Origin of the sequence: Rubinisphaera italica (assembly GCF_007859715.1) — a bacterium.
Classification (GTDB): Bacteria; Planctomycetota; Planctomycetia; order Planctomycetales; family Planctomycetaceae; genus Rubinisphaera; species Rubinisphaera italica.
Genome location: NZ_SJPG01000001.1, coordinates 5,067,208 through 5,087,125 on the forward strand (window position 1 = coordinate 5,067,208; position 19,918 = coordinate 5,087,125).

The 19,918-nt window shown below is 49.6% G+C and carries 12 protein-coding genes; 3 read left to right on the top strand and 9 right to left on the bottom strand.

The features are described from left to right. Positions 1–75 precede the first annotated feature (75 nt). Together Pan54_RS19370 and Pan54_RS19375 are read right to left on the bottom strand one after the other, a co-directional pair. Positions 76–963 carry a DUF1571 domain-containing protein gene (locus Pan54_RS19370; RefSeq protein ID WP_146505052.1) on the bottom strand — a complete coding sequence of 296 codons (888 nt, stop codon included), beginning with the start codon at positions 961–963 and terminating at the stop codon, positions 76–78. 261 nt (positions 964–1,224) lie between these two features. Continuing rightward, on the bottom strand, positions 1,225–2,268 hold the full coding sequence (locus Pan54_RS19375; protein ID WP_146506500.1) for a ferrochelatase: 1,044 nt from the start codon (positions 2,266–2,268) through the stop codon (positions 1,225–1,227). A 953-nt stretch (positions 2,269–3,221) separates the two neighbouring features. On the opposite strand from Pan54_RS19375, the gene Pan54_RS19380 reads away from it, so the two are divergent. After that, positions 3,222–4,217 (top strand): acyl-CoA desaturase, encoded by a 996-nt coding sequence (locus Pan54_RS19380; RefSeq protein ID WP_146505053.1) that lies wholly within the window; start codon positions 3,222–3,224, stop codon positions 4,215–4,217. 297 nt (positions 4,218–4,514) lie between these two features. Then, positions 4,515–10,718: an alpha-2-macroglobulin family protein gene (locus Pan54_RS19385; RefSeq protein ID WP_146505054.1), complete on the top strand. Its 6,204-nt coding sequence runs from the start codon at positions 4,515–4,517 to the stop codon at positions 10,716–10,718. A gap of 285 nt (positions 10,719–11,003) precedes the next feature. On the opposite strand, the gene Pan54_RS19390 is transcribed toward Pan54_RS19385, so the two are convergent. From Pan54_RS19390 to Pan54_RS19405, 4 genes are all read right to left on the bottom strand, one after another. Beyond that, the gene (locus Pan54_RS19390; protein ID WP_146505055.1) at positions 11,004–11,894 is read right to left on the bottom strand and encodes a dienelactone hydrolase family protein; all 891 of its coding nucleotides are present in this window, start codon (positions 11,892–11,894) and stop codon (positions 11,004–11,006) included. A 106-nt stretch (positions 11,895–12,000) separates the two neighbouring features. Then, a complete protein-coding gene (locus Pan54_RS19395) occupies positions 12,001–13,308 on the bottom strand; it encodes an MFS transporter (protein ID WP_165441868.1) in 1,308 nt (435 codons plus the stop codon). A 55-nt stretch (positions 13,309–13,363) separates the two neighbouring features. Next, positions 13,364–13,573: a hypothetical protein gene (locus Pan54_RS19400; RefSeq protein ID WP_146505057.1), complete on the bottom strand. Its 210-nt coding sequence runs from the start codon at positions 13,571–13,573 to the stop codon at positions 13,364–13,366. Further along, positions 13,570–13,782, bottom strand: a complete 213-nt coding sequence (locus Pan54_RS19405; RefSeq protein WP_146505058.1) for a hypothetical protein — start codon at positions 13,780–13,782, stop codon at positions 13,570–13,572. The genes Pan54_RS19400 and Pan54_RS19405 overlap by 4 nt, the downstream gene beginning before the upstream one ends. 269 nt (positions 13,783–14,051) lie before the next feature. Between Pan54_RS19405 and Pan54_RS19410 the strand changes: the two genes are divergently transcribed. Beyond that, positions 14,052–14,840: an EF-hand domain-containing protein gene (locus Pan54_RS19410; protein WP_146505059.1), complete on the top strand. Its 789-nt coding sequence runs from the start codon at positions 14,052–14,054 to the stop codon at positions 14,838–14,840. 260 nt (positions 14,841–15,100) lie between these two features. Here the strand turns inward: Pan54_RS19410 and Pan54_RS19415 are convergent, their stop codons facing one another. The 3 genes from Pan54_RS19415 to Pan54_RS19425 all read right to left on the bottom strand — a co-directional run bounded on the left by Pan54_RS19415 (position 15,101) and on the right by Pan54_RS19425 (position 19,901). After that, complete coding sequence (locus Pan54_RS19415) at positions 15,101–17,548, bottom strand: heavy metal translocating P-type ATPase (protein ID WP_146505060.1); 2,448 nt, start codon at positions 17,546–17,548, stop codon at positions 15,101–15,103. A 185-nt stretch (positions 17,549–17,733) separates the two neighbouring features. Beyond that, positions 17,734–18,738 (bottom strand): hypothetical protein, encoded by a 1,005-nt coding sequence (locus tag Pan54_RS19420; RefSeq protein ID WP_146505061.1) that lies wholly within the window; start codon positions 18,736–18,738, stop codon positions 17,734–17,736. 191 nt (positions 18,739–18,929) lie between these two features. Then, on the bottom strand, positions 18,930–19,901 hold the full coding sequence (locus Pan54_RS19425; protein WP_146505062.1) for a hypothetical protein: 972 nt from the start codon (positions 19,899–19,901) through the stop codon (positions 18,930–18,932). Between the last annotated feature and the right edge of the window lie 17 nt (positions 19,902–19,918).

Consider the following 19,918-nt stretch of genomic DNA (forward strand, 5'->3'; position numbering starts at 1 on the left):
ATGTCAAAACACAGGCGAGTGGATCCCGATTGGAGATTCACTCGCCTGTTTATATTATGCTCACGGAAATCGTCATTAACCTTCATCCATCGCCAGAGAATACTCAGAGTATTCTGAATCAAATTCTTCGTCGTCAGGACAGTCGCTACAGTTGATCTCGTGATAGATATATTTCTCAGCGATCCCGGCTGGGTCTCCCTTGTAATCCCACTCACACAATTCGACGCCATAAAGCAATTTCGATTCCGCATCGAATAGATATTTACAGGTGGAGTATTGCGATTCTTCCTGAGTCGGAAATGACATCTGCACAATGATCGTTGGATTTTCATCGAGATCCTCGAATTGATGTGTGCAAGAGACAACGCATGCCCGCTTACCTTCCGCGAAAAAATCACGAACACGTTGCGTTAATTTCTGGACACCAATTTCCGTGATCGGGTATCGATTACCTTCCATCGCTTTACTGCTGTCCGGTTCTAACTTCCAGACACCCTTCAAGGCCGCCAGGCCAGTTTTTGCTCTCGCCAGGACATGATTTTCATGCTCGCCGTCCACATAAAGCGCCTCTTGTCCGTCACCTTTCCAATGCATATATACAGCGTAGGGTTTATGACGAACTTTCAATTCAATCTCTTCAGGATCCTGAAGCACTCCATCGATACGAACCTGCTTCTCCAAGATCGCCTTGTAGCTATCAATAGAGCGAATCGCATCTTCGGATTCACGAAGAAGAGTCATAAAGACATCCAGCGAATCGGGCTGTTGTCCGGGTTCAGTCTTCTCGGGTTGACCTTGTGACCTCGCGGATGCCACCTGAAATTCCTGCTCCGCATCTTCCAGTGTGACTTGCTCCTGACCATCCAATGTTTTGATGGTCACAACACCGATTGATGAAAAGGTTATCGCCTGCGCCAGCAGGGCTACGCCCAATTTATAATACAAATGATGATAGCCAATCATGATCGTCTCCTTGGTTGATACTTTGAACCACAATGAATATTGGGAAATGCAAAGTCTGTGCCAAATTGACCATCACTAAAATGAAATCTTTTTGTATCCTACTACCTATCATCGGGTTGTGAAGATTGTAATTGATTCAAATAGAACTCAATTTTCAATCGACTGGGTCATTCGCGATCAGAATGTGTGACTGTCATCCAGCAAGAATTGGATACACTTCTTACGTATTGGTAAGAACTGATCCTGACAAATGACTGGGTGTTATTTCACAGCAGAAGCAGGCCGCATGGCGGCTGGGCAGCAGTTGGCTGGGCAGACATCGTGATTGGGGGGATATTTGCCGATGGCTCGTTTGGGCACCGAGGGATCGAGTCGTTCGCGAATCAGTTCGACGAGCATAGCGATGAAATCGGGATGAATGCCAACCGTTTTGGCTCGGCTCAAATGAAGATTGTGTTCCTGACAATAATCGCGGGCTTCGACATCGAGATCGAAGACGACTTCCATGTGATCGGACAAAAATCCAATCGGTGCGATCACGACGGCTTCGTGGCCAGACTTCTTGAGCGTTTCAAGATGATCGAGAATATCGGGTTCGAGCCAGGGATCCTGTGGTCGTCCGCTGCGACTCTGATAAACAAGGTCCCACTGATCGTCCCTCAGGCCGGCTTGTTCTGAGATGAGACGAGCGGTCTCCTCCAATTGCTTAACATAATCGCACGATTGAGCCATGCTCATTGGTAAGCTATGAGCTGTGTAGGCAATGCGGACATTCTCTCGCTGATCCTCAGGTAATGCCGCAATTGCAGACTGGAGACGGTCCAGATTCGCACTGATGAACAGGGGATGATTGTAAAAGACACGTAATTTGTCGAAATGAGGGGCAGCCCCGGATTCAACCTGATCACAAGCTTTGTAGACATTCTCCCGGTACTGCCGACAGCCGGAATAGGAACTGTAGGCAGAGACCATTAAAGCCAGTGCAGACTCGACACCATCCGCTGCCATCTGCTGGATTTCGTCTGTCAGATAAGGTGTCCAGTTACGATTTCCCCAGTAGACAGGCAAATCGATTCCTGCCTCTTTGAGCGCGGGTTTGAGAGCATCCAGCAGATACCGCATCTGTTGATTGATCGGGCTGACCCCTCCGAACATCTCATAATGATGGGCAACTTCCATCATCCGCTCACGAGGCACATTTCGTCCCCGCAGGACATTTTCGAGGAAAGGAATGACATCGTCCATCCCCTCCGGTCCCCCAAAAGAGACCAGCAGGAGTGCATCGTAATTATTGACTTGATTGATTTGACTCGCCACAACACTATCTCTTTCCACTCAATTTGACCAATTCTCAAAAGCTACAAATACCTGATTGTACCCAAAACTGGTGGAAACCCAATTCCGGAACAGTGGAAAACGAAATATCCATAATTCCTACTATGAAAGGCATTTATGTCAGAAATTGCTATCATCGAGAATTGGTCCACCTGGAGGAGTATTCATCGAAATGAAGGCCTGATCTTCGCATATTTACAGTAATCGCAGGCGAAATCTGTATTGTCTGATCAAGATTTATGCGTCATTGTGACGCATTGTAACGTTATGTCAGGAAATGAGTTTGGATAAATCTTCACTTTTGGGTACGATGCTGTTAATGGAACACCTTAAAATGCATGGCATTCGTCTCCAGTGATGCAAAAATTGTCGGGAAAGACAATTGGTAGCCAAGACGCTTGAGACAATTGCTTTTGAGCCGTTATTTGTGCAGAGGCACAAGAATTCTGACTGAATTACTTAGGGGGCTGAGAAAGCGGGACTGTGAAGTTCGGTTTGTCACGGCGGTTTCGATGGCTGTGTCGGCAATGCCAATACTCCGAAGTCAATGCTTGATCAGCCTATTGGAAGCTGTAACCATTCCCTCGAAAACTCTCTTGAAATCGAACCTCACTCAACTCAGCTGTTTGAGTATGACATCTGAGAAAGTTCATTCTAACTGTGATGATCGCTATTAATGGACGACCTGTCTAAGCCGCAGGCATGATAAAGAGCTGGTTGCCCACAGTGTGAATTTAAACAGTATCAATTAAAGCCGTGCGGAGCCAGAACGTTAGTCGCAAGAAAGGATGAATGTAATCGCCCTGTTTATTAAGGATCAGGCGGTAACCTCTTTCTTGCAGAATCCCCAGCCCGAACAGGGCACCAAAACCATTGAAATCTGACGACCAGTAAATTCTGGTTGTTTCATAAAGGAGCAGATATTGAGTTCAACCACCACCGATCCGACGGAGTACAGGGATAGCGACCCACTGAACGAACCGATCGTTCCTCCTGCAGAATTCCTCAAAGCTGACGAGGAACCTGTCGAATCTCAACCAAAAACCAAATGGCAGCAACTTAAAAAACGCTTTCCGCATGGTGTCAACTGGGGTGTAACCCTGTGGTTGGCAGCGATGCACGTGGCGGCGATCTTTGCATTTTTCTACTTCAGTTGGGCGGGTGTCATCACTTTCTTTGTGTTGCACTTCGCAACCGCTTGTCTGGGTGTGACGCTTGGCTATCACCGTCTTTTAACTCACGGCAGCTTTAAGGTTCCACGTGTCCTGGAATTCTTCTTCTCCTGCTGCGGAATTATCTCAGGAGAAGGCAGCCCGATTTTCTGGGTCGCAACACACCGCAAACACCACGCCCTCTCCGATCAGGAAGGCGATCCCCACTCTCCACTCGAAGGTTTCTGGTGGGCGCACTTCATCTGGTTGCAGCCTGCGAAATCAAATGAAGAAGTTCAGCAATTACTCACCCGCTGGGCTCCCGACATGTGGAAAGACCCCATGCATCGGTTCCTGCACTACACTTATCCCATCATTCTGATTGCTTCCGGCGCGGCAATTTATGCGTTTGGGGAATATGTCGTGGGCGGACAAGGTCTCTCTGTCTTCCTATGGGGCTTCTGCCTGCGACAGGTTGTGGTGTATCACGGCACCTGGTTTGTGAACTCCGCCACTCATGTTTGGGGTTACCGGAATTACAAAACTCGTGATCAGTCCCGCAATAACTGGTGGGTTGCCTTCCTCAGCTATGGCGAAGGCTGGCACAACAATCACCACGCCTACCAGCGACTGGCTCGACACGGTCACCGTGCCTGGGAAATTGATATCACCTATGCGGTCATCTGGACTATGAAAAAACTTGGTCTGGCCAAAGCGGTTCAAGACAAAGTGCCATCCAATAAGTCCAGCAAGGCGAAAGCAGCCTAACTGGAAACTTTCTGAGTTCTCATGAATTCAGATTCTGATATTCAGGAGCGTATTTGGGGAAACCGAATACGCTCCTTTTTTATTGATGATGCGAATGCCTGCGGTATTGATCGGAAATTCCGGGAACAAATCTCTCATGGATAACGTCCAAGTGATGAGAGAGTTCAGACATTACTACTATTCTGTCGAATACGCTCTCTCAGTTCCCACTCGGGCAATTCAGGCGTTATGATTCCGATTGACATCAGGTATGACACGGGCCGTCGTACTCTTGCAGATAATAAAAGGATTGTTGCGATGCGTATTTCAGGATTTCTGTTGGGCTTTTTGGGCGTTTCCATTCTTGGACTCTTCTTATACGGAGCAGAGATGTCGGTAGATGATCTCAAATCCACTGCCGACAAACTGAGGAAAGAGGGGAACTTTAACGATGCTCAGGAAAATTATCGTAAGGTGCTTATGAATAAAGAGGCGACTCCAAAACAGATCGATGAATCTCTGGATTCTTTCGTCGAATGTCTGAATCGACTCGGGCGAATCGATGAGATTGATCTCGCATTGGAATCCTGTTTGAAAACTCATCCGGATAATTGGCAGGTCAAAGTCCATGTCGCTGAAACCTATCAACGGATCCCTCACTATGGATTCGTTGTTGAAGGCGAATTTCAGCGGGGGAATCGTCGTCGCTCTCAGGGGGCAGAATATGTCAATGCCTTTGAACAAGATCGTGTTCGGTCGCTGCAACTGTTTCAGGAAGCAATGGCCCTCGTGAAAAACGGGACTGCCAAAGAGCAAGGCGAGTTTTATCTGAAGTTCGCCCAGAATGTCATGTCCTCCCGACAGAACAATTCTCAGAGCTGGCAACTGCAGGCGATAACCGATCTTTCCGAATTGCCCAATGTAAATCCCTCAAATCGTTATTTTGATCCTACCGATTTTGGGAGTACTCATGTTTCCGGCACTCAGGGCGCTCCCGTTGATGCCGAGGGAAATCCTGTTGTCTATGCCGTACCTGAATCCTGGGAAACCGCAAGTAGTGATGGGGAACGCTGGCGCTGGTTGCTCGACCAAGCCGTCAAAGCGAATCCGGCTTTGGAAAACCAGGTACTCTGGACTCGAGCCAATTTTGCATTTGGTCAATTCGGTGTGCAGACACTCGGAGGCTATATCTCGCTACTTCGCGGCAGTCAGGATGATGACGAAGCCGATGCCGCGAAGGGGAAGTTCAGCGTTCGCAGCCTGAATGAAAATGAAACCATTGCCCGGCTGGCCAACGGTGTGAAGCGTTTTGAGTTTCCCGAAGAATACAATCCAATTGAGCTGTTCAAGCAGATCGTGGAGAATCCAAAAACAGGTTACGACGAATCGGCTTTGCAGAGTCTCGTCCGCATCTTTGAAAACCGAATGCAGTATCCACGAGCAGCCGAATTCCTGAAAACGCTCATCGAAAAGCATGGCGACAACGATAACAAAAGCCGAGCGAAACAACTTAGTCAAATTGTCGATCCCTGGGGCACCTTCGAAGGAACATCCATCGAACCGGCTGGTGATCAGGTTGAACTCTCCTTCAAATTCCGCAATGGCGAACTCCTCGAACTGGAAGCGTTCGCTCTCAAGCATGAGTTACTGATTAATGATGTGAAAGCCTATTTGAAATCTCAACCCGCGAAATGGGATTGGAATAAGGCTCAACTGGGCGACATTGGCCACCAGATTGTCGTCCAAAATCAGACGCGATACAAAGGCAAGTCGGTTGCGAAATGGACTGAAAAACTCGAACCGCGAGAAGAGCATCTCGATCGACGTATTTCTCTCAAAGCTCCGCTCAAAGATGCGGGCGCGTATCTGCTGATTGCCAAGATGAAGGATGGGAATACGAGCCGGATTGTCGTCTGGCTGGATGACATGAGCATTGTGCAGAAACCACTCGATAACAAGCAGTGGTACTACTTCGCCGATACAAAAACGGGCGAACCAATCGCCAATGTGACCACACAATTCTTTGGATATAAAGTCGAATCTCGGCAGAATAAACGACCGAATATCGTCGTTTCCGAATTTGCCGACCGCTGCGATGCCAATGGTCAGCTGATTGTTGGTGGGAAACTTCTGGATCACAATAGGAACTGGCTGTTGACAGCCAAGTCGCGAGATGGACGCGTCGCTCACCTCGGGTTTGATCGCATCTGGCATCAGGGGCGGCAGTGGGAAAAGTATCAGCAAAACAAAGTTTATACAATTACCGATCGTCCGGTTTATCGCCCCGGACAAGCCGTCAAATTCAAATTCTGGATTCGTCAGGCGGACTATCAAAACACAGACAAATGCAAATTCGCAGGCAAGTCGTTCCGAGTTGAGATCGTAAATCCGCGAGGCGAAAAGGTTCTGGAGAAAACCTACACAGCCGACGAATATGGCGGGTTCGATGATGAACTCGAATTGCCGGATGATGCGACACTGGGAAGTTATTCGATCAACATTCCGAGGGATAACACCAGCAATGTTGGCGGCGGAAATTCCTTCCGCGTTGAAGAATACAAAAAGCCGGAATACGAAGTGACGGTCGATGCTCCCGATGAGCCGATTCAACTCGGTGAAAAAGTGACAGCGACCGTTAAAGCGAAATACTACTTCGGTGCTCCCGTTACCAAAGGGTTTGTGAAGTATAAAGTTGAACGAATTTCCCACGATTCCCGCTGGTTCCCCGTCGAACCTTACGACTGGTTGTATGGGAATGGCTACTGGTGGTTTGGCGAAAATTACACGTGGTATCCCGGCTGGAATCGCTGGGGTTGTCTGCCGCCGACTCCCTGGTGGTGGCACAATCAAGCTGATCCTCCGGAAGTGATTATGGAAAACGAAGTTCCGATTGGGCCTGATGGCACGATCGAAATCGAAATCGATACCGAGTTAGCCAAGGAACTGCACGGCGATACCGATCACAATTATTCGATCACTGCCGAAGTGGTCGATGAATCCCGCCGCACGATTGTCGGCTCCGGTTCTGTGCTGGTTGCTCGCGATCCGTTTCAGGTTTTCACCTGGATGAATCGTGGTTACTACAATGTGGGCGACACCGCGACTGCCAGCATCAAAGCCCAAACGCTCGATAAAAAACCGATTATCGGGCCAGCGGTTATCAAGCTATATCAAATTCGTTACGACGAAAAAGGTCAGCCTCAGGAAACGGAAGTCGAGAAATGGGAAACCGAAACGAATGCCGAAGGCATGATAGAGCAGAAGCTCAAAACCACTCAACCCGGTCAATTCCGACTCTCCTGCACCGTGACCGATACCAAAGGCAATTCCCGAGAAGGGGGCATTGTGTTTGTTGTTCGTGGTGAAGGCTCCAATCTCGCCGACTATCGATTTAATGATCTCGAAATCGTGCCAGATAAGAAATCGTATCAACCGGGCGAAACCGTCAAGCTGATGATCAATACGAATCAGGAAAACTCGACCGTCCTCTTATTCCTGCGACCTTCCAATGGTGTCTACCTGCCACCGCAAACGATTCGCATGCAGGGCAAAAGCACGGTTGTCGATATTGGTGTGAAATCCGAAGACATGCCAAACTTCTTCATTGAGGCGATGACGCTCAGCGATGCGAATATCTATCAGCAGCTGAAAGATGTTGTCGTTCCACCGGAAAAACGGATTATCAATGTGAGTGTTGAACCTTCATCAGAACGATATCTACCCGGCAGCGAAGCGAAGGTGGATGTCATCCTGACCGACATGGATGGGAACCCGATACAGGGATCGACAGTGCTGACGGTTTATGATCGCAGTGTCGAATACATTTCCGGGGGAAGTAATGTTCCCGAAATCCGTGAATTCTTCTGGAAGTTCCGACGTTCTCACAATGCGAGTTATCGATCTTCTTTGCAGAGATATTTCGGGAATATTATCGAGCCGAATGAACTGAGCATGCAGGCGATTGGAATCTTCGGAAATCTGGTGGCTGATACGGAACTGAGTAGTTTTCAACTGGGTGTTGTTGAAGAGCAGCGAAACGATAGTTATGGAATGGTACGTTCCAAAATGAGCCGAATGAATATGATGGCCGATGGAATGGCGGCACCAATGGCTGCTCCGATGGCGGGCATGGCCATGGAGAAATCAGCAGCCGATAAGGATAGCTCCGGCTTCAGAAACGATGGACTCGGTGGCGAAGCCAATTTCATTGAGCCAACTATCCGCAAAGAGTTTGCTGATACCGCATACTGGGCAGCGAATGTCACTCCCGATGAAAATGGACGGGCAACTGTCACGTTCAACATGCCGGAAAATCTGACCGCCTGGAAACTCAAAGCCTGGTCGATGGGAGAGGGAACCCGTGTTGGTGAAGGCGAAGCGGCCGTCGTAACGGCTAAGGATGTGCTAGTCCGTTTGCAGGCTCCTCGGTTCTTTGTCGAAAAAGATGAAGTCATCATTTCTGCGAATGTGCATAACTATCTCGAAGAAGCCAAGTCCACTCGGGTGGTGATGATGCTTGAAGGGAATACCCTTGAGGGAATGGATGAATTGACACGAACGATCACCATTCCTGCCGGCGGAGAGCAACGCGTCGACTGGCGTGTCAAAGCGACTGCTGAAGGCTCTGCTGTGATCACGGTGAAAGCCTTGACCGATGCCGACTCCGATGCCATGCAGATGACCTTCCCCGTTTATGTGCACGGCATGCTCAAAACGGAATCGTTCACAGGTGTGCTCCGCAATGCCGAGGGCGCAGGCAAGTTCACCGTCAATGTACCAGCCGAGCGTCGTCCGAATGAAACGCGATTTGAAATCCGCTATTCACCGACACTGGCCGGAGCGATGATCGATGCCCTGCCTTATCTACTCGATTACCCCTACGGCTGCACCGAACAGACGCTCAATCGGTTTGTGCCTGCGGTCATCACTCAAAAGATTTTGCAGGATCTGGGCGTCAATCTCGAAGAGATTCAGCAGAAGGTCACGAATCTGAATGCTCAGGAAATTGGCGAGGCTGACGAACGAGCCGCTCAGTGGAAACGCTTTGATGCCAATCCCGTTTATAATACCGACAAGATGAAGGAGATTGTCAAAGTCGGCCTCAAACGTCTGACAGACATGCAACTTTCCGACGGCGGCTGGGGCTGGTTCTCCGGTTACGGCGAGCATGCTTACCCCCACACGACGGCGACTGTTGTCCACGGTCTGCAGGTCGCCGAAGCCAACGGCATGGTGCTGGTCGAAGGCATGCTCGATCGGGGCATCAAGTGGCTCGAAAAGTATCAGAACGAACAGGTTCGTCTGCTCAAAAAAGGTGAAGCCGAGAAGCCTGAGCAGCCTTATCGGAAGAAGGCGAATAATCTTGATGCGTTGGTGTATATGATTCTTGTTGATGCGGGGATCAAGAATCAGCAGATGCAGGACTATCTGTATCGAGATCGTACCGACCTTTCGGTGTACTCGCTGGCAATGTTTGGGCTGACACTTCACAAACTTGAAGTGCAGGATCGTCTCGACATGGTCCTCAAAAATATTGAGCAGTATTTCGTTGAAGATCTCGAAAACGAGACCGCTTATCTAAAATTTCCCGCAGGCTACTCCTGGTGGTACTGGCACGGAAATGAAGTCGAAGCAAACGCGTATTACCTGAAACTCCTCTCCCGGGTAGAACCAAACGGCGTGCGTGCTCCACGGCTCGTGAAGTATCTGCTCAATAACCGCAAACATTCGACCTACTGGAACAGTACGCGAGATACCTCTTTGTGTATCGAAGCGCTGGCCGAGTATCTGCAGGCTTCCGGAGAAGATCAACCGGACATGGATCTCGAAGTCCTGGTTGATGGTCAGGTCAAAAAGCAGATTCATATCGATGGCAAGAACCTGCTCACTTTCGATGGCACGGTTGTCATCGAAGGTGAAGCATTATCAACCGGTCAACACACGGTCGAATTCCGCAAGGTGGGACGTGGTCCTCTCTACTGGAATGCCTACCTCACGAACTTCACACTGGAAGATCCAATCGCAGCCACCGGCCTGGAATTGAAAGTTCGACGTTCCGTTTACAAACTGGTTCCTAAAAAGAATGCGAAAGCCAACGTCGCTGGTTCAAGCGGCCAGGTTGTCTCCCAAAAGGTGGAAGAGTATGACCGCATCGAACTGCAGCCGGGCGATGAGGTTGTCAGTGGCGATCTGCTCGAAATCGAACTCGGCATCGACAGCAAGAACGATTACGAATATGTCATCCTCGAAGACTTCAAAGCAGCCGGGACGGAGCCAGTCGATATCCGAAGCGGATATATCGACGGCGGCAACGGAGCCTATGCTGAATTCCGGGATGAGAAAGTCGCCTTCTTCATACGAGCCCTTCAACGCGGAACCAGTAGTATGAAGTATCGCCTGCGGGCAGAAATCCCTGGCTCATTCTCCGCACTGCCAACCTTCAGTTATGCGATGTATGCTCCCGAATTGAAAGCCAATTCGGATGAGTTCAAAATTACGATTGAAGAACGCGTGCGCGAGTAATTACTGCCAATCTGAATAAATCTGAATAAAAAGAACCACGGACGAGCACGGATTTTCACAGATGTTTTAGTCTGCGAGTCTCCGGCGAATCCGTGGTTTTTTAATTTATCAACTATGCAAGTTCTTTGTTGAAGAACTCGACCGTACGTTTCCACGGTTGGGTGGCGGGGGCGCTCTGCGTAGCGGAAGCCCCCGAAAGGTTAAAGATCCGGGGGCTTCACTTCGAGATCGCCCCCGCCACCCTCGTATTATTCGTATGGCTATTTCATCAAACGCTTAGACAAATTATGCCAGTTCTTTCTTGAAGAAATCGATGGTCCGTTTCCACGAAAGTTCTGCGGCTTCTTCGTCAAAGCGTGGTGTCGTATCGTTATGGAAGCCGTGGTTGCAGTCTTGGTAAATAAACGCTTCGTATTCGACATCGTTTTGCTTGAGCGCCTCTTCATACGCAGGCCAGCCGGCGTTGATGCGTTCATCGAGTGCGGCGTAGTGGATTAACAGAGCCGCTTTAATTTTGGAGACATCGGCTGGATCGGGTTGACGTCCGTAATAAGGAGCGGCTGCATCGATCACATCGGGAATTTCGACGGCCAAAGTATTGCAGATACCACCTCCATAACAGAATCCAACAACTCCGACATGGCCATTCGACATTTTATGGATGTCGAGTAACTTCGCAGCAGCGATGAAATCCTGAATCATTTCGTCCGAATCCCGTTTGCGCTGCATTTCCCGGCCTTCATCGTCATTTCCGGGATAACCTCCCAGTGGATATAGCGCGTCGGGACCGAAGGCCAGAAAACCAGCTTTTCCCAACCGGCGAACCACATCTTGCACGTAAGGATTCAACCCACGATTCTCATGCACGACCAGAACGGCGGGCAATTTCCCAGATGCCTTAGCTGGCCAGGCCATGTAGCCCTGCATCTCTCCTGCTCCTTTGGGAGACTTGTATTGAACCGTTTCTGTTTTGATAGCCGGGTCATCTTTTTTGACCTGCTCGGCCCACGCATAATTCGGGCTGATGGCCTGAATCAACCCTTCGACCGTCATGCCGCCAACGGCAAACGCACCGACACCCCGAACAAAGTCGCGGCGGTTGACCCGGCCGTGGGCATAGTCGTCGTAAAGATCGAGAAGTTTCTGATCAAAGTCTTTTGCCTGCTTACGTTCCATGATTAGCCGTTCTGTTTAAGGGGGTCTGATAATGAATACAGCCAGCGAATAGCATTGATAAGTGCGACAAGTTCTTCAAGTGATCAATACCATTTCCTCAAGAACCCTACTGCTCGGTGACCATTTTTTCTTGCGGCACAAGCAACAACCAGAGTGGAGCCGTCAGGCGTCCCAGAAATGAGACCGCAAAAATCATCAGGAAAGGATTCCACTTACGGGACATCCATTCGATTTGAGCTGAACTTCCCAATTGTTTCTCCAGCCAGAAGCCACCCGCCAGTCCGGTCAGCCCGGCAATCAAACCGGCTCCCTGACGGCACAACGCCAGTTGAAACGTGTTTCGATGCCTGGGCGTGACGATCAATAATTGATTTTGAAGTGAGAGATTAACAGCTCCGAACAACCCCCACATCGCATATGCTCCCCACAGCCAGAGCCAGTTTCCTTCCAATGAAAACATCCAGAAAGGAATCGCAAAACTGACTGCGAATGTGCTCAGCATCAGCATGGTGCGGTAACCACGTCGATCTCCAATTTGCCCGGCTATGGCAGCAGTCACCATCTGCAGCGCGTACATTAATCCGGTCAATAAGTAGTAGTTCGTCAGGCTGACCTGCAGTTCGCGATAACTGTGCAGAAAGAACGCGGTTTGTGTCATCCCCTGAAAAAAGGCCAGCCACCAGGAAAATGCGAGGATTCCGAGAAAGCCCGGCATTGAATAGCCGGGGTGATCCGTCATTGATGGAATGGTGGGTGCTGTCTGGTGAGCGATTTCAGAATTGACTTCGACGGCAGGCCATTTCAGGAGTGGGATCAAAGAGATCAACTGGAGTAGATTTCCAATTCCGAAGGCGATGAGGTATCCCGTCCATTCGATGGAATCGGTTGTGGCCGGATCTCGCAGATAATCTTTCAGCCAGGCAGCAGCGATGGGGATAAAAATCAGGACGAGGGCTTTGGCGATATCCCGCCGGGCGAAAAATCGTCCCCAGCTTTTTTCGGGGGCCAGGTCACTCAGCCAGGAGAGATAAGCTGTGTAGGCAATTGACTGGAAGATGCCCTGTAATGCCAGGACGCCAATCAGGAAACTCAGCTTCGACCAGTTCTCCGGCAGAAGGACAACGAGCGGAATTCCACAGGTGCAGACTCTCGCCAGAATCGAAGTCGCGACAAACAGACGTTTTCGATTTGCGGTGAGCCGCAAAGCCAGGGGCGTCAGCACAGCGAGCACACCCACGATTTCCGGCAAGGCCAGCAGAACAGTGAGAACCCAGGTGGCTGCTCCCAACGCCCCCATGAAGTAGTAGAGAAATCCCCCCGTAGTGAGGGAATACCCAGCCGTGAAAAGCATTTGATTCTGAACGACACTGCGTCGAATCTGCTTCGTGCGTGTCGAGAGTTCAGAGGAGGGCAAAGGGATTCCTGCAATCATTTATTGGGGACATGTCGGTCGTCATCATAAATTGAATTCAAATAAACCCAAACAACTTCAGCAATGGCCAGTAGATCACCTGAAGGATAATAGGACTGACTGGAATTGTGTTTTGCACCCAGTGGGTGCTGTAAACGACTTCGTCAAGATACAGCAGTCCAAACGAGCCTGCATAAACCATCAGGATTAAGCCGAGATAAAGACTTACGTTCATTGCGATCGAATCTGATTTTTCTTCATGGTTCATAACAGGTTCATCAATTTCAAAAGCGGCCAGTAAATCAGTCGAATAAATTCATCTCCATGTTCTCCCAGGGGGACATAATTGCTGAAGAAATAGGTTCGGAAGACCATCTCATCGAGAATGATCATGCCGAAGAAGCCAAAGTAGATCAGCGGGAGCATGATGATGCCGAAAAGCACGTAGGAACCAGTTTTATCGGATTCGCCATCCATCCGTTGCGACTCCCGTTTCATGGGTGAGAAGAGATGTTTTGTATACGCTATCAGTTCGGGATCGGGCTGCCAAACGTTTTTCGGATTTTTCATTCGCTTAAAAATAAGTGGCGAAGGAATATCGTTTTCAAAATCCTGAAAGATTTTCCGAAACCCTGCTCCGTGGAGCGGGGTTTATTGATTGACTGAGTGTCAAATTCACAACCAAGACACCCACGGCTCTTCTCATTTGTAGAGGAGCTGTTATACAAATTCGACAGGAGATCATCATGCGTTTGAACTGGTTAAGCTGCGGAGTAGCCGCATTGTCACTGACCGCCACAATGGCTGTTGCCCAACCTCCCGGAGACGGGAATGGCCCTCCACGCGACGGGGAGCGTCGCGGTGGTTTCGGAGATCGTCGTGGTGGCGATCGCCCCGAAGGGGAACGCGAAGCTCCTCCAATGGTCAAAGCATTGGACACCAACTCCGATGGCAAAATTACGGCTGAAGAACTTAAAAATGCCACGAAAGCGTTAATGGCACTCGATGGAAACGGCGATGGCGTTTTGACCGAAGAAGAATACGGTCGCCCACGTGGTCCACGCGGCGGCTTTGGTGGTGGACCTGGCGGTGGTATGGGCGATTTCATGGGCCAGTTCGATAAAGATGGCGACGGAAAAATCAGCAAGGAAGAAGCTCCTGAGCGGATGCGGGAAAACTTCGACCGGATGGACGCAAACGGTGACGGCGTTCTTGATCAATCTGACTTCGAAGCGATGCGAGATCGTTTCCGTCAAGGTGGCGGCCCCGGCGGCCCCGGTGGTGACATGGCCAGTCGCATGAAAGAGATTGACAAGAATGGCGACGGGAAAATCAGCAAAGAAGAAGCTCCTGATCGCATGAAAGAGAACTTCGATCAGATTGACACCAATAAAGATGGTCAGGTCGACGAAGCTGAAATTCGTCAAATGTTCGAACGCTTCCGCGGTCAAGGCGGACGTCCTGGTGGAGATCGTCCCGGCGGTGGACGTCCCGAAGGCGATCGTCCTGAACGACCAAAAGCAGAATTTGAGTAACCAATCCTGAGTGGCGATCCCCCCAATCGCCAGCAAACCGAGAAGCCCGGATAATATTGTCCGGGCTTTTTTACGTTCCTATTCCATATCATCAGTGATGATAATGAATATTGGTAACTTGTGGCTGGGGTCGAACGAAGTGAGCTCCCAGAATGGTCGATCATCTGGAGGATTCGTTGCGCTACGCCCCCCGCCACCCACGTTAATTTGTGATTGGGACGCCGTCCCCTCGCTGACGCTGCGGGTTAAGATTCTCTGGGTCAATCAATCGAGATCGCCCGCAAGCGCAGTGCGTTGCTGATCACTGAAACCGAACTGAAGCTCATCGCGGCTGCGGCGAGCATTGGGTTGAGAAGCAAATGATGCGAAATCGGATACAGAACTCCGGCAGCAATTGGGACGCCGATCGCATTATAGATCAAAGCGAAGAACAGATTCTGGCGGATGTTCTGCATTGTGATCCGACTGAGCTTCACAGCTTTGACGATGCCTCTCAGGTCTCCTTTGACGAGCGTCACACCAGCCGATTCAATCGCGACATCGGTGCCAGTTCCCATGGCGATCCCGACATTCGCTTCCGCCAGAGCCGGGGCGTCGTTGATGCCGTCTCCGGCCATCGCGACAATCCGGCCTTCTGCTTTCAGAGATTTGATTTTCTCGTGTTTATCCTCGGGCTTAACTCCAGCTTCGAATTCATCGATCCCCAGTTTTTCCGCGACGGTTTTTGCGGTCTGTTCATTATCGCCCGTCAACATGATGATCCGCAGTCCCATTTCATGGAGAGTTTTGACCGCTTCGGGTGTCGCTTCTTTGATCGGATCTGAAACCGCAATGATGCCGGCTAACTGATTATTGATCGCAACGAACATCACGGTTCGTCCCTGCTGTTGAAGTTCGTCCGCCTGCTGATTGAGAGTGGTCACATTCTCGACATTGCGATCAGCCAGCAGAGATTGCTTTCCAATCAGAATTGATTTTCCATCGACACTTCCTTCGACTCCGCCGCCGGTGATCGAATTGAAATCAGAAACGTCTGCGAGTTTGATATCCCGGTCTTTCGCTCCACGCACAATCGATTGCGCCAGCGGATGTTCGCTGTTCCGTTCAACCGAAGCGGCTGCCTGCAACAATTCCGATTCTTCGATAGACTCGACCGGGATACACTCTGTCAATTTCGGATGTCCTTCGGTCAAGGTTCCCGTTTTATCGACAACAATGGTATCGACCTTTTCGAGAGTCTCCAGAACTTCCGCATCCTTAATCAGCACTCCTTCCTGTGCTCCTCTTCCGACACCAACCATGATCGACATGGGCGTTGCCAGTCCCAGTGCACAGGGACAGGCGATAATCAGCACGGCGACCGAATTAACCAGAGCCCAAGCCAGAGCTGGCTGCTCAGGTTGAACGATCGCCCATACCAGAAATGTGATGACCGCAACCAGTAACACGGCGGGAACAAAATAGCCGGCAACGGTATCAGCCACTTTCTGAATCGGAGCCCGACTCCGTTGAGCATTCGCAACCATGTTGACGATTTGGGATAGAACGGTCTCTTCACCCACCTTCTCGGCTTTGATAAGAAAAGAACCTGTCTGATTGACCGTCCCGCCAATCACAGAATCTCCCGACTGTTTTTCGACGGCTCCTGGCTCGCCGGTAATCATCGATTCGTCGACCGAACTTTTTCCCTCTTTGACCTGACCATCGACAGGAATCTTTTCACCTGGTCGAACTCGTAATTGATCACCTTTCTTTACCTCGTCGAGAGAGACATCGCGTTCTTCCCCATTTTCGACAAGGTGAGCAGTTGGTGGAGCTAATGAAAGCAGTTCGCGAATGGCACTGTTGGTACGACGACGGGCTCTCAATTCGAGCACCTGCCCCATTAGAACGAGTGTGATAATAACACTGGCCGCTTCAAAATAAACTGCCACCTGGCCCTGATGCTTGAAATTCTCCGGGATGATCCCCGGAAAAAGGACCGCCATCAAACTGTAAAGATATGCTGCTCCTGTTCCAATTGCGATCAATGTAAACATATTGAAATTGCCGGTTACGAACGATTTCCCGCCCCGTACAAAAAACGGCCAGCCAGCCCATAACACAACAGGCGTGCTCAAAATCAGTTGCAGCCAGATGTGTAATCGATGCCCCAACCATTCATTAACGGGAACTCCCACCATCGGTAACATCGCCATCAGGAAGACAGGGAGTGTTAGCGCCAAGGCCACCCAGAAACGGAAGGTCATGCTCTGTAATTCCGGGTCCTGTTCCTCGGTATTAACGGTGACCGTTTTGGGTTCAAGATCCATCCCGCATTTCGGGCAATCGCCGGGATGATCCTGCTCGATTTCAGGGTGCATCGGGCAGGTGTAAATCGTTTTCTGCTCAGACTTTTCTTTGAAGGCCGGGTTTCGCTCCAGCGACATGCCACATTTCGGACAATCACCCGGCTTGTCACTTTCGACACCTGCACACATCGGGCAGACATATTTTGCTGTTGAACTTGAAGGCTTTCGATTGGAACCGAGTTCCACAACCTGCTGATCGCCACCACAGCAACTATGCCCGACTGACTCTTCCTCAGCCCCGCTGACGAATTTCTGCTGACAATGCTGACTGCAGAAGTAATACGTTTTGCCGTCTTTTTCGGCGGTCAGATTTGTACTTTCATCGACCGTCATGCCACAAATAGGATCGATCGCCATTTCGATGCCTTTCCACTTCGTCTGATTCTTACTCGTTATTAATCATTGTTTCTACTTTCATCATAGATTGAATGATACAGGAGTAAACAACAGGGGAGAGGGATCGCATCTACCAAAACGAAAACGGCACCTAGTTCAATTTACTAAGTGCCATTTTGAGATTGTCTTCTTTGCTGATTGATCGCTTACAAATCCAAATCAATTTTCCATTGCGAGGCTTTGTCAGTGGAATGCATCCAGCCATCGTTGGAATCGACGGACAGTCCTTTGCTGCGGTGTTCGTTATTCATCAGCAGGAACGGCTGGTTGGTGCGGATATAAGGGTCCTTTTTGGCACTGCCATTACGGACCTTGATGATCTCCCACTTGGAAGCAGGATGATTCGAATTGTTTGTGTAATAGATGTTATCGTAGGCTCCATGATGCATATAGAGCTGACTTTTGTTATAGGCGGAGGTTGGGTTCACAGTGAGGTAAACAATGTCACCGTTTTTAATTGGTCCCGACTGTCCATTGACGCGACGAATGTAGTGGAGGACGCCGGCATTGGATTTGTGCATGGCCACCGCTTCGCCAAATGTGCCGTGCTTGTAGGGCTTGGAAATGTATTCGTTTCCAGATTTTAAGTACAAAGCGGTGCCGGCATCGATCACCGCTTCCACCCGAGGAGCTTCGTAGCCACCATCGGAAAGAATCAGATCATTGTGGACGCTCATCAATTTGGGAACATTGACTTTAATGAAGCCACTCTGTTTGCGAATGGTGATATAATAGACGGGCTGATCGCCTGAGACACCAAACTCTTCGGTCAACCCTGGTTGAATTCTCGATTCTCCAGCTTCAATAAACGGACTCCAGTCGTATTTTTCTTTCAGAAAACTGGAATCCACATTACGAGTTCGGCCTCCCAGATCGATTTCATCTTTGGATCCGACTTCAAAACCTTCAAAACCGGCATTGGCTTCTCGCGAATAGCGGGCATGAGCCTCAATTTCCCGATCCGCAGTCACTCCCGAATCACTCTCGACGACATTCTTTTTCTCGAAGGCCACGGTCACCCACACGGGTTGCGATCCGGCATTGGTCACTTTAATCACTTTCTGTGCCATCACAGACTGTTCGCTACCAGTCGTAAGCAGGCCGATCAGCCCGGTCAGTATCGCTCCTCCGAATTTGATTCTGTAATTCATCTTCAGTATCCCCTCGTCCTAATGCTTGAAAATCCATCAGAGTCAATCACTCTGATTCAAAGTTAGTAGTCACTGCATGCATGTTGTGGCAGTGTTCCATTCATCAGGCTTTACGGGTAGGAGTAGAGCAAACTGCGCGGACATTTTGAAAAACAGAAAGAATTTTGTGTGCCGGAAAACAGCTGACACTTTTACTCACGGGAAACGGCCAGCCAGGCCTCAATTTCATCCCGTTTTTTCCGAGCTTCTTTGGCGTCTTCATTTTGTCCCATCAGCTGATAGACGCTTCGCAATCCGTCATAGGCGACAGCCATGCCATCTTTGAGCATCCGATCTTCCGGATCCAGAATCAGTGCCTGTTCCAGACTCATCTGCATTTTCTGAAAACTTGCTAAAGCCTCGGGCAGATTCTTCAATTGTCTCCAATGGTTCGCCAAGCGTTCGTGGCACCAGGAAAAATTATCGTGGGTTGTAGCCGTGACGGGATATCGAATCGCATATTCTTCAGCGACTTCCAGTGCTTTCTGGAACTGTTCATAAGCCACCTCATTTTTTTTGGAATCATGTGCAGCGTCACCGGCTGCAATGTATGAACTCAATAAAATGTTAAAATGGGATTCTCTGGCCTTTCTTGAATTTTTAAGTGTCACCAATAAGACAATGGCTTCTTGAACCGATTCAAAAGCTTCGTCGCGCCTGCCTAAATCGTCGATTGCCTGCGCATACCCCTTAATTGTGCGGGCAAGTTCAAATTGAATCTCCTGATTGTCAGGATCATCCCGTAATAACTGGCGGCAGATTTTTGTTCCTTGAATCAGATAGGGCAAAGCTTTGGCTGGTTCTCGCTGATGGGGATGAGCTTCATCGATCCAGTGTTCGTTCTGCAGATAGTCTGCCAGAATTCTTAAAGCTCGTGCCTGATCTTCCAGGATATTTTGATCAGTCGAACTTCCGCCAGGAGAAATTTCTTCGAAAATTTCCACCGCTCGCAGCATATTGGCTTTCGCTTTGAGGGAAGCATTCCCGCCGCCCGCATCTCCGTATTCGTGATATAAGACACCCATATCGACAAAGACATTGGCCATGTTGCGGTCGATACGTTTGGCATAGTCAGCTACGCGCGTGATGTTCTCCAAATCCTTTAAGGTGACTGGTGGATTCAATTTTGAAATGCACGGGT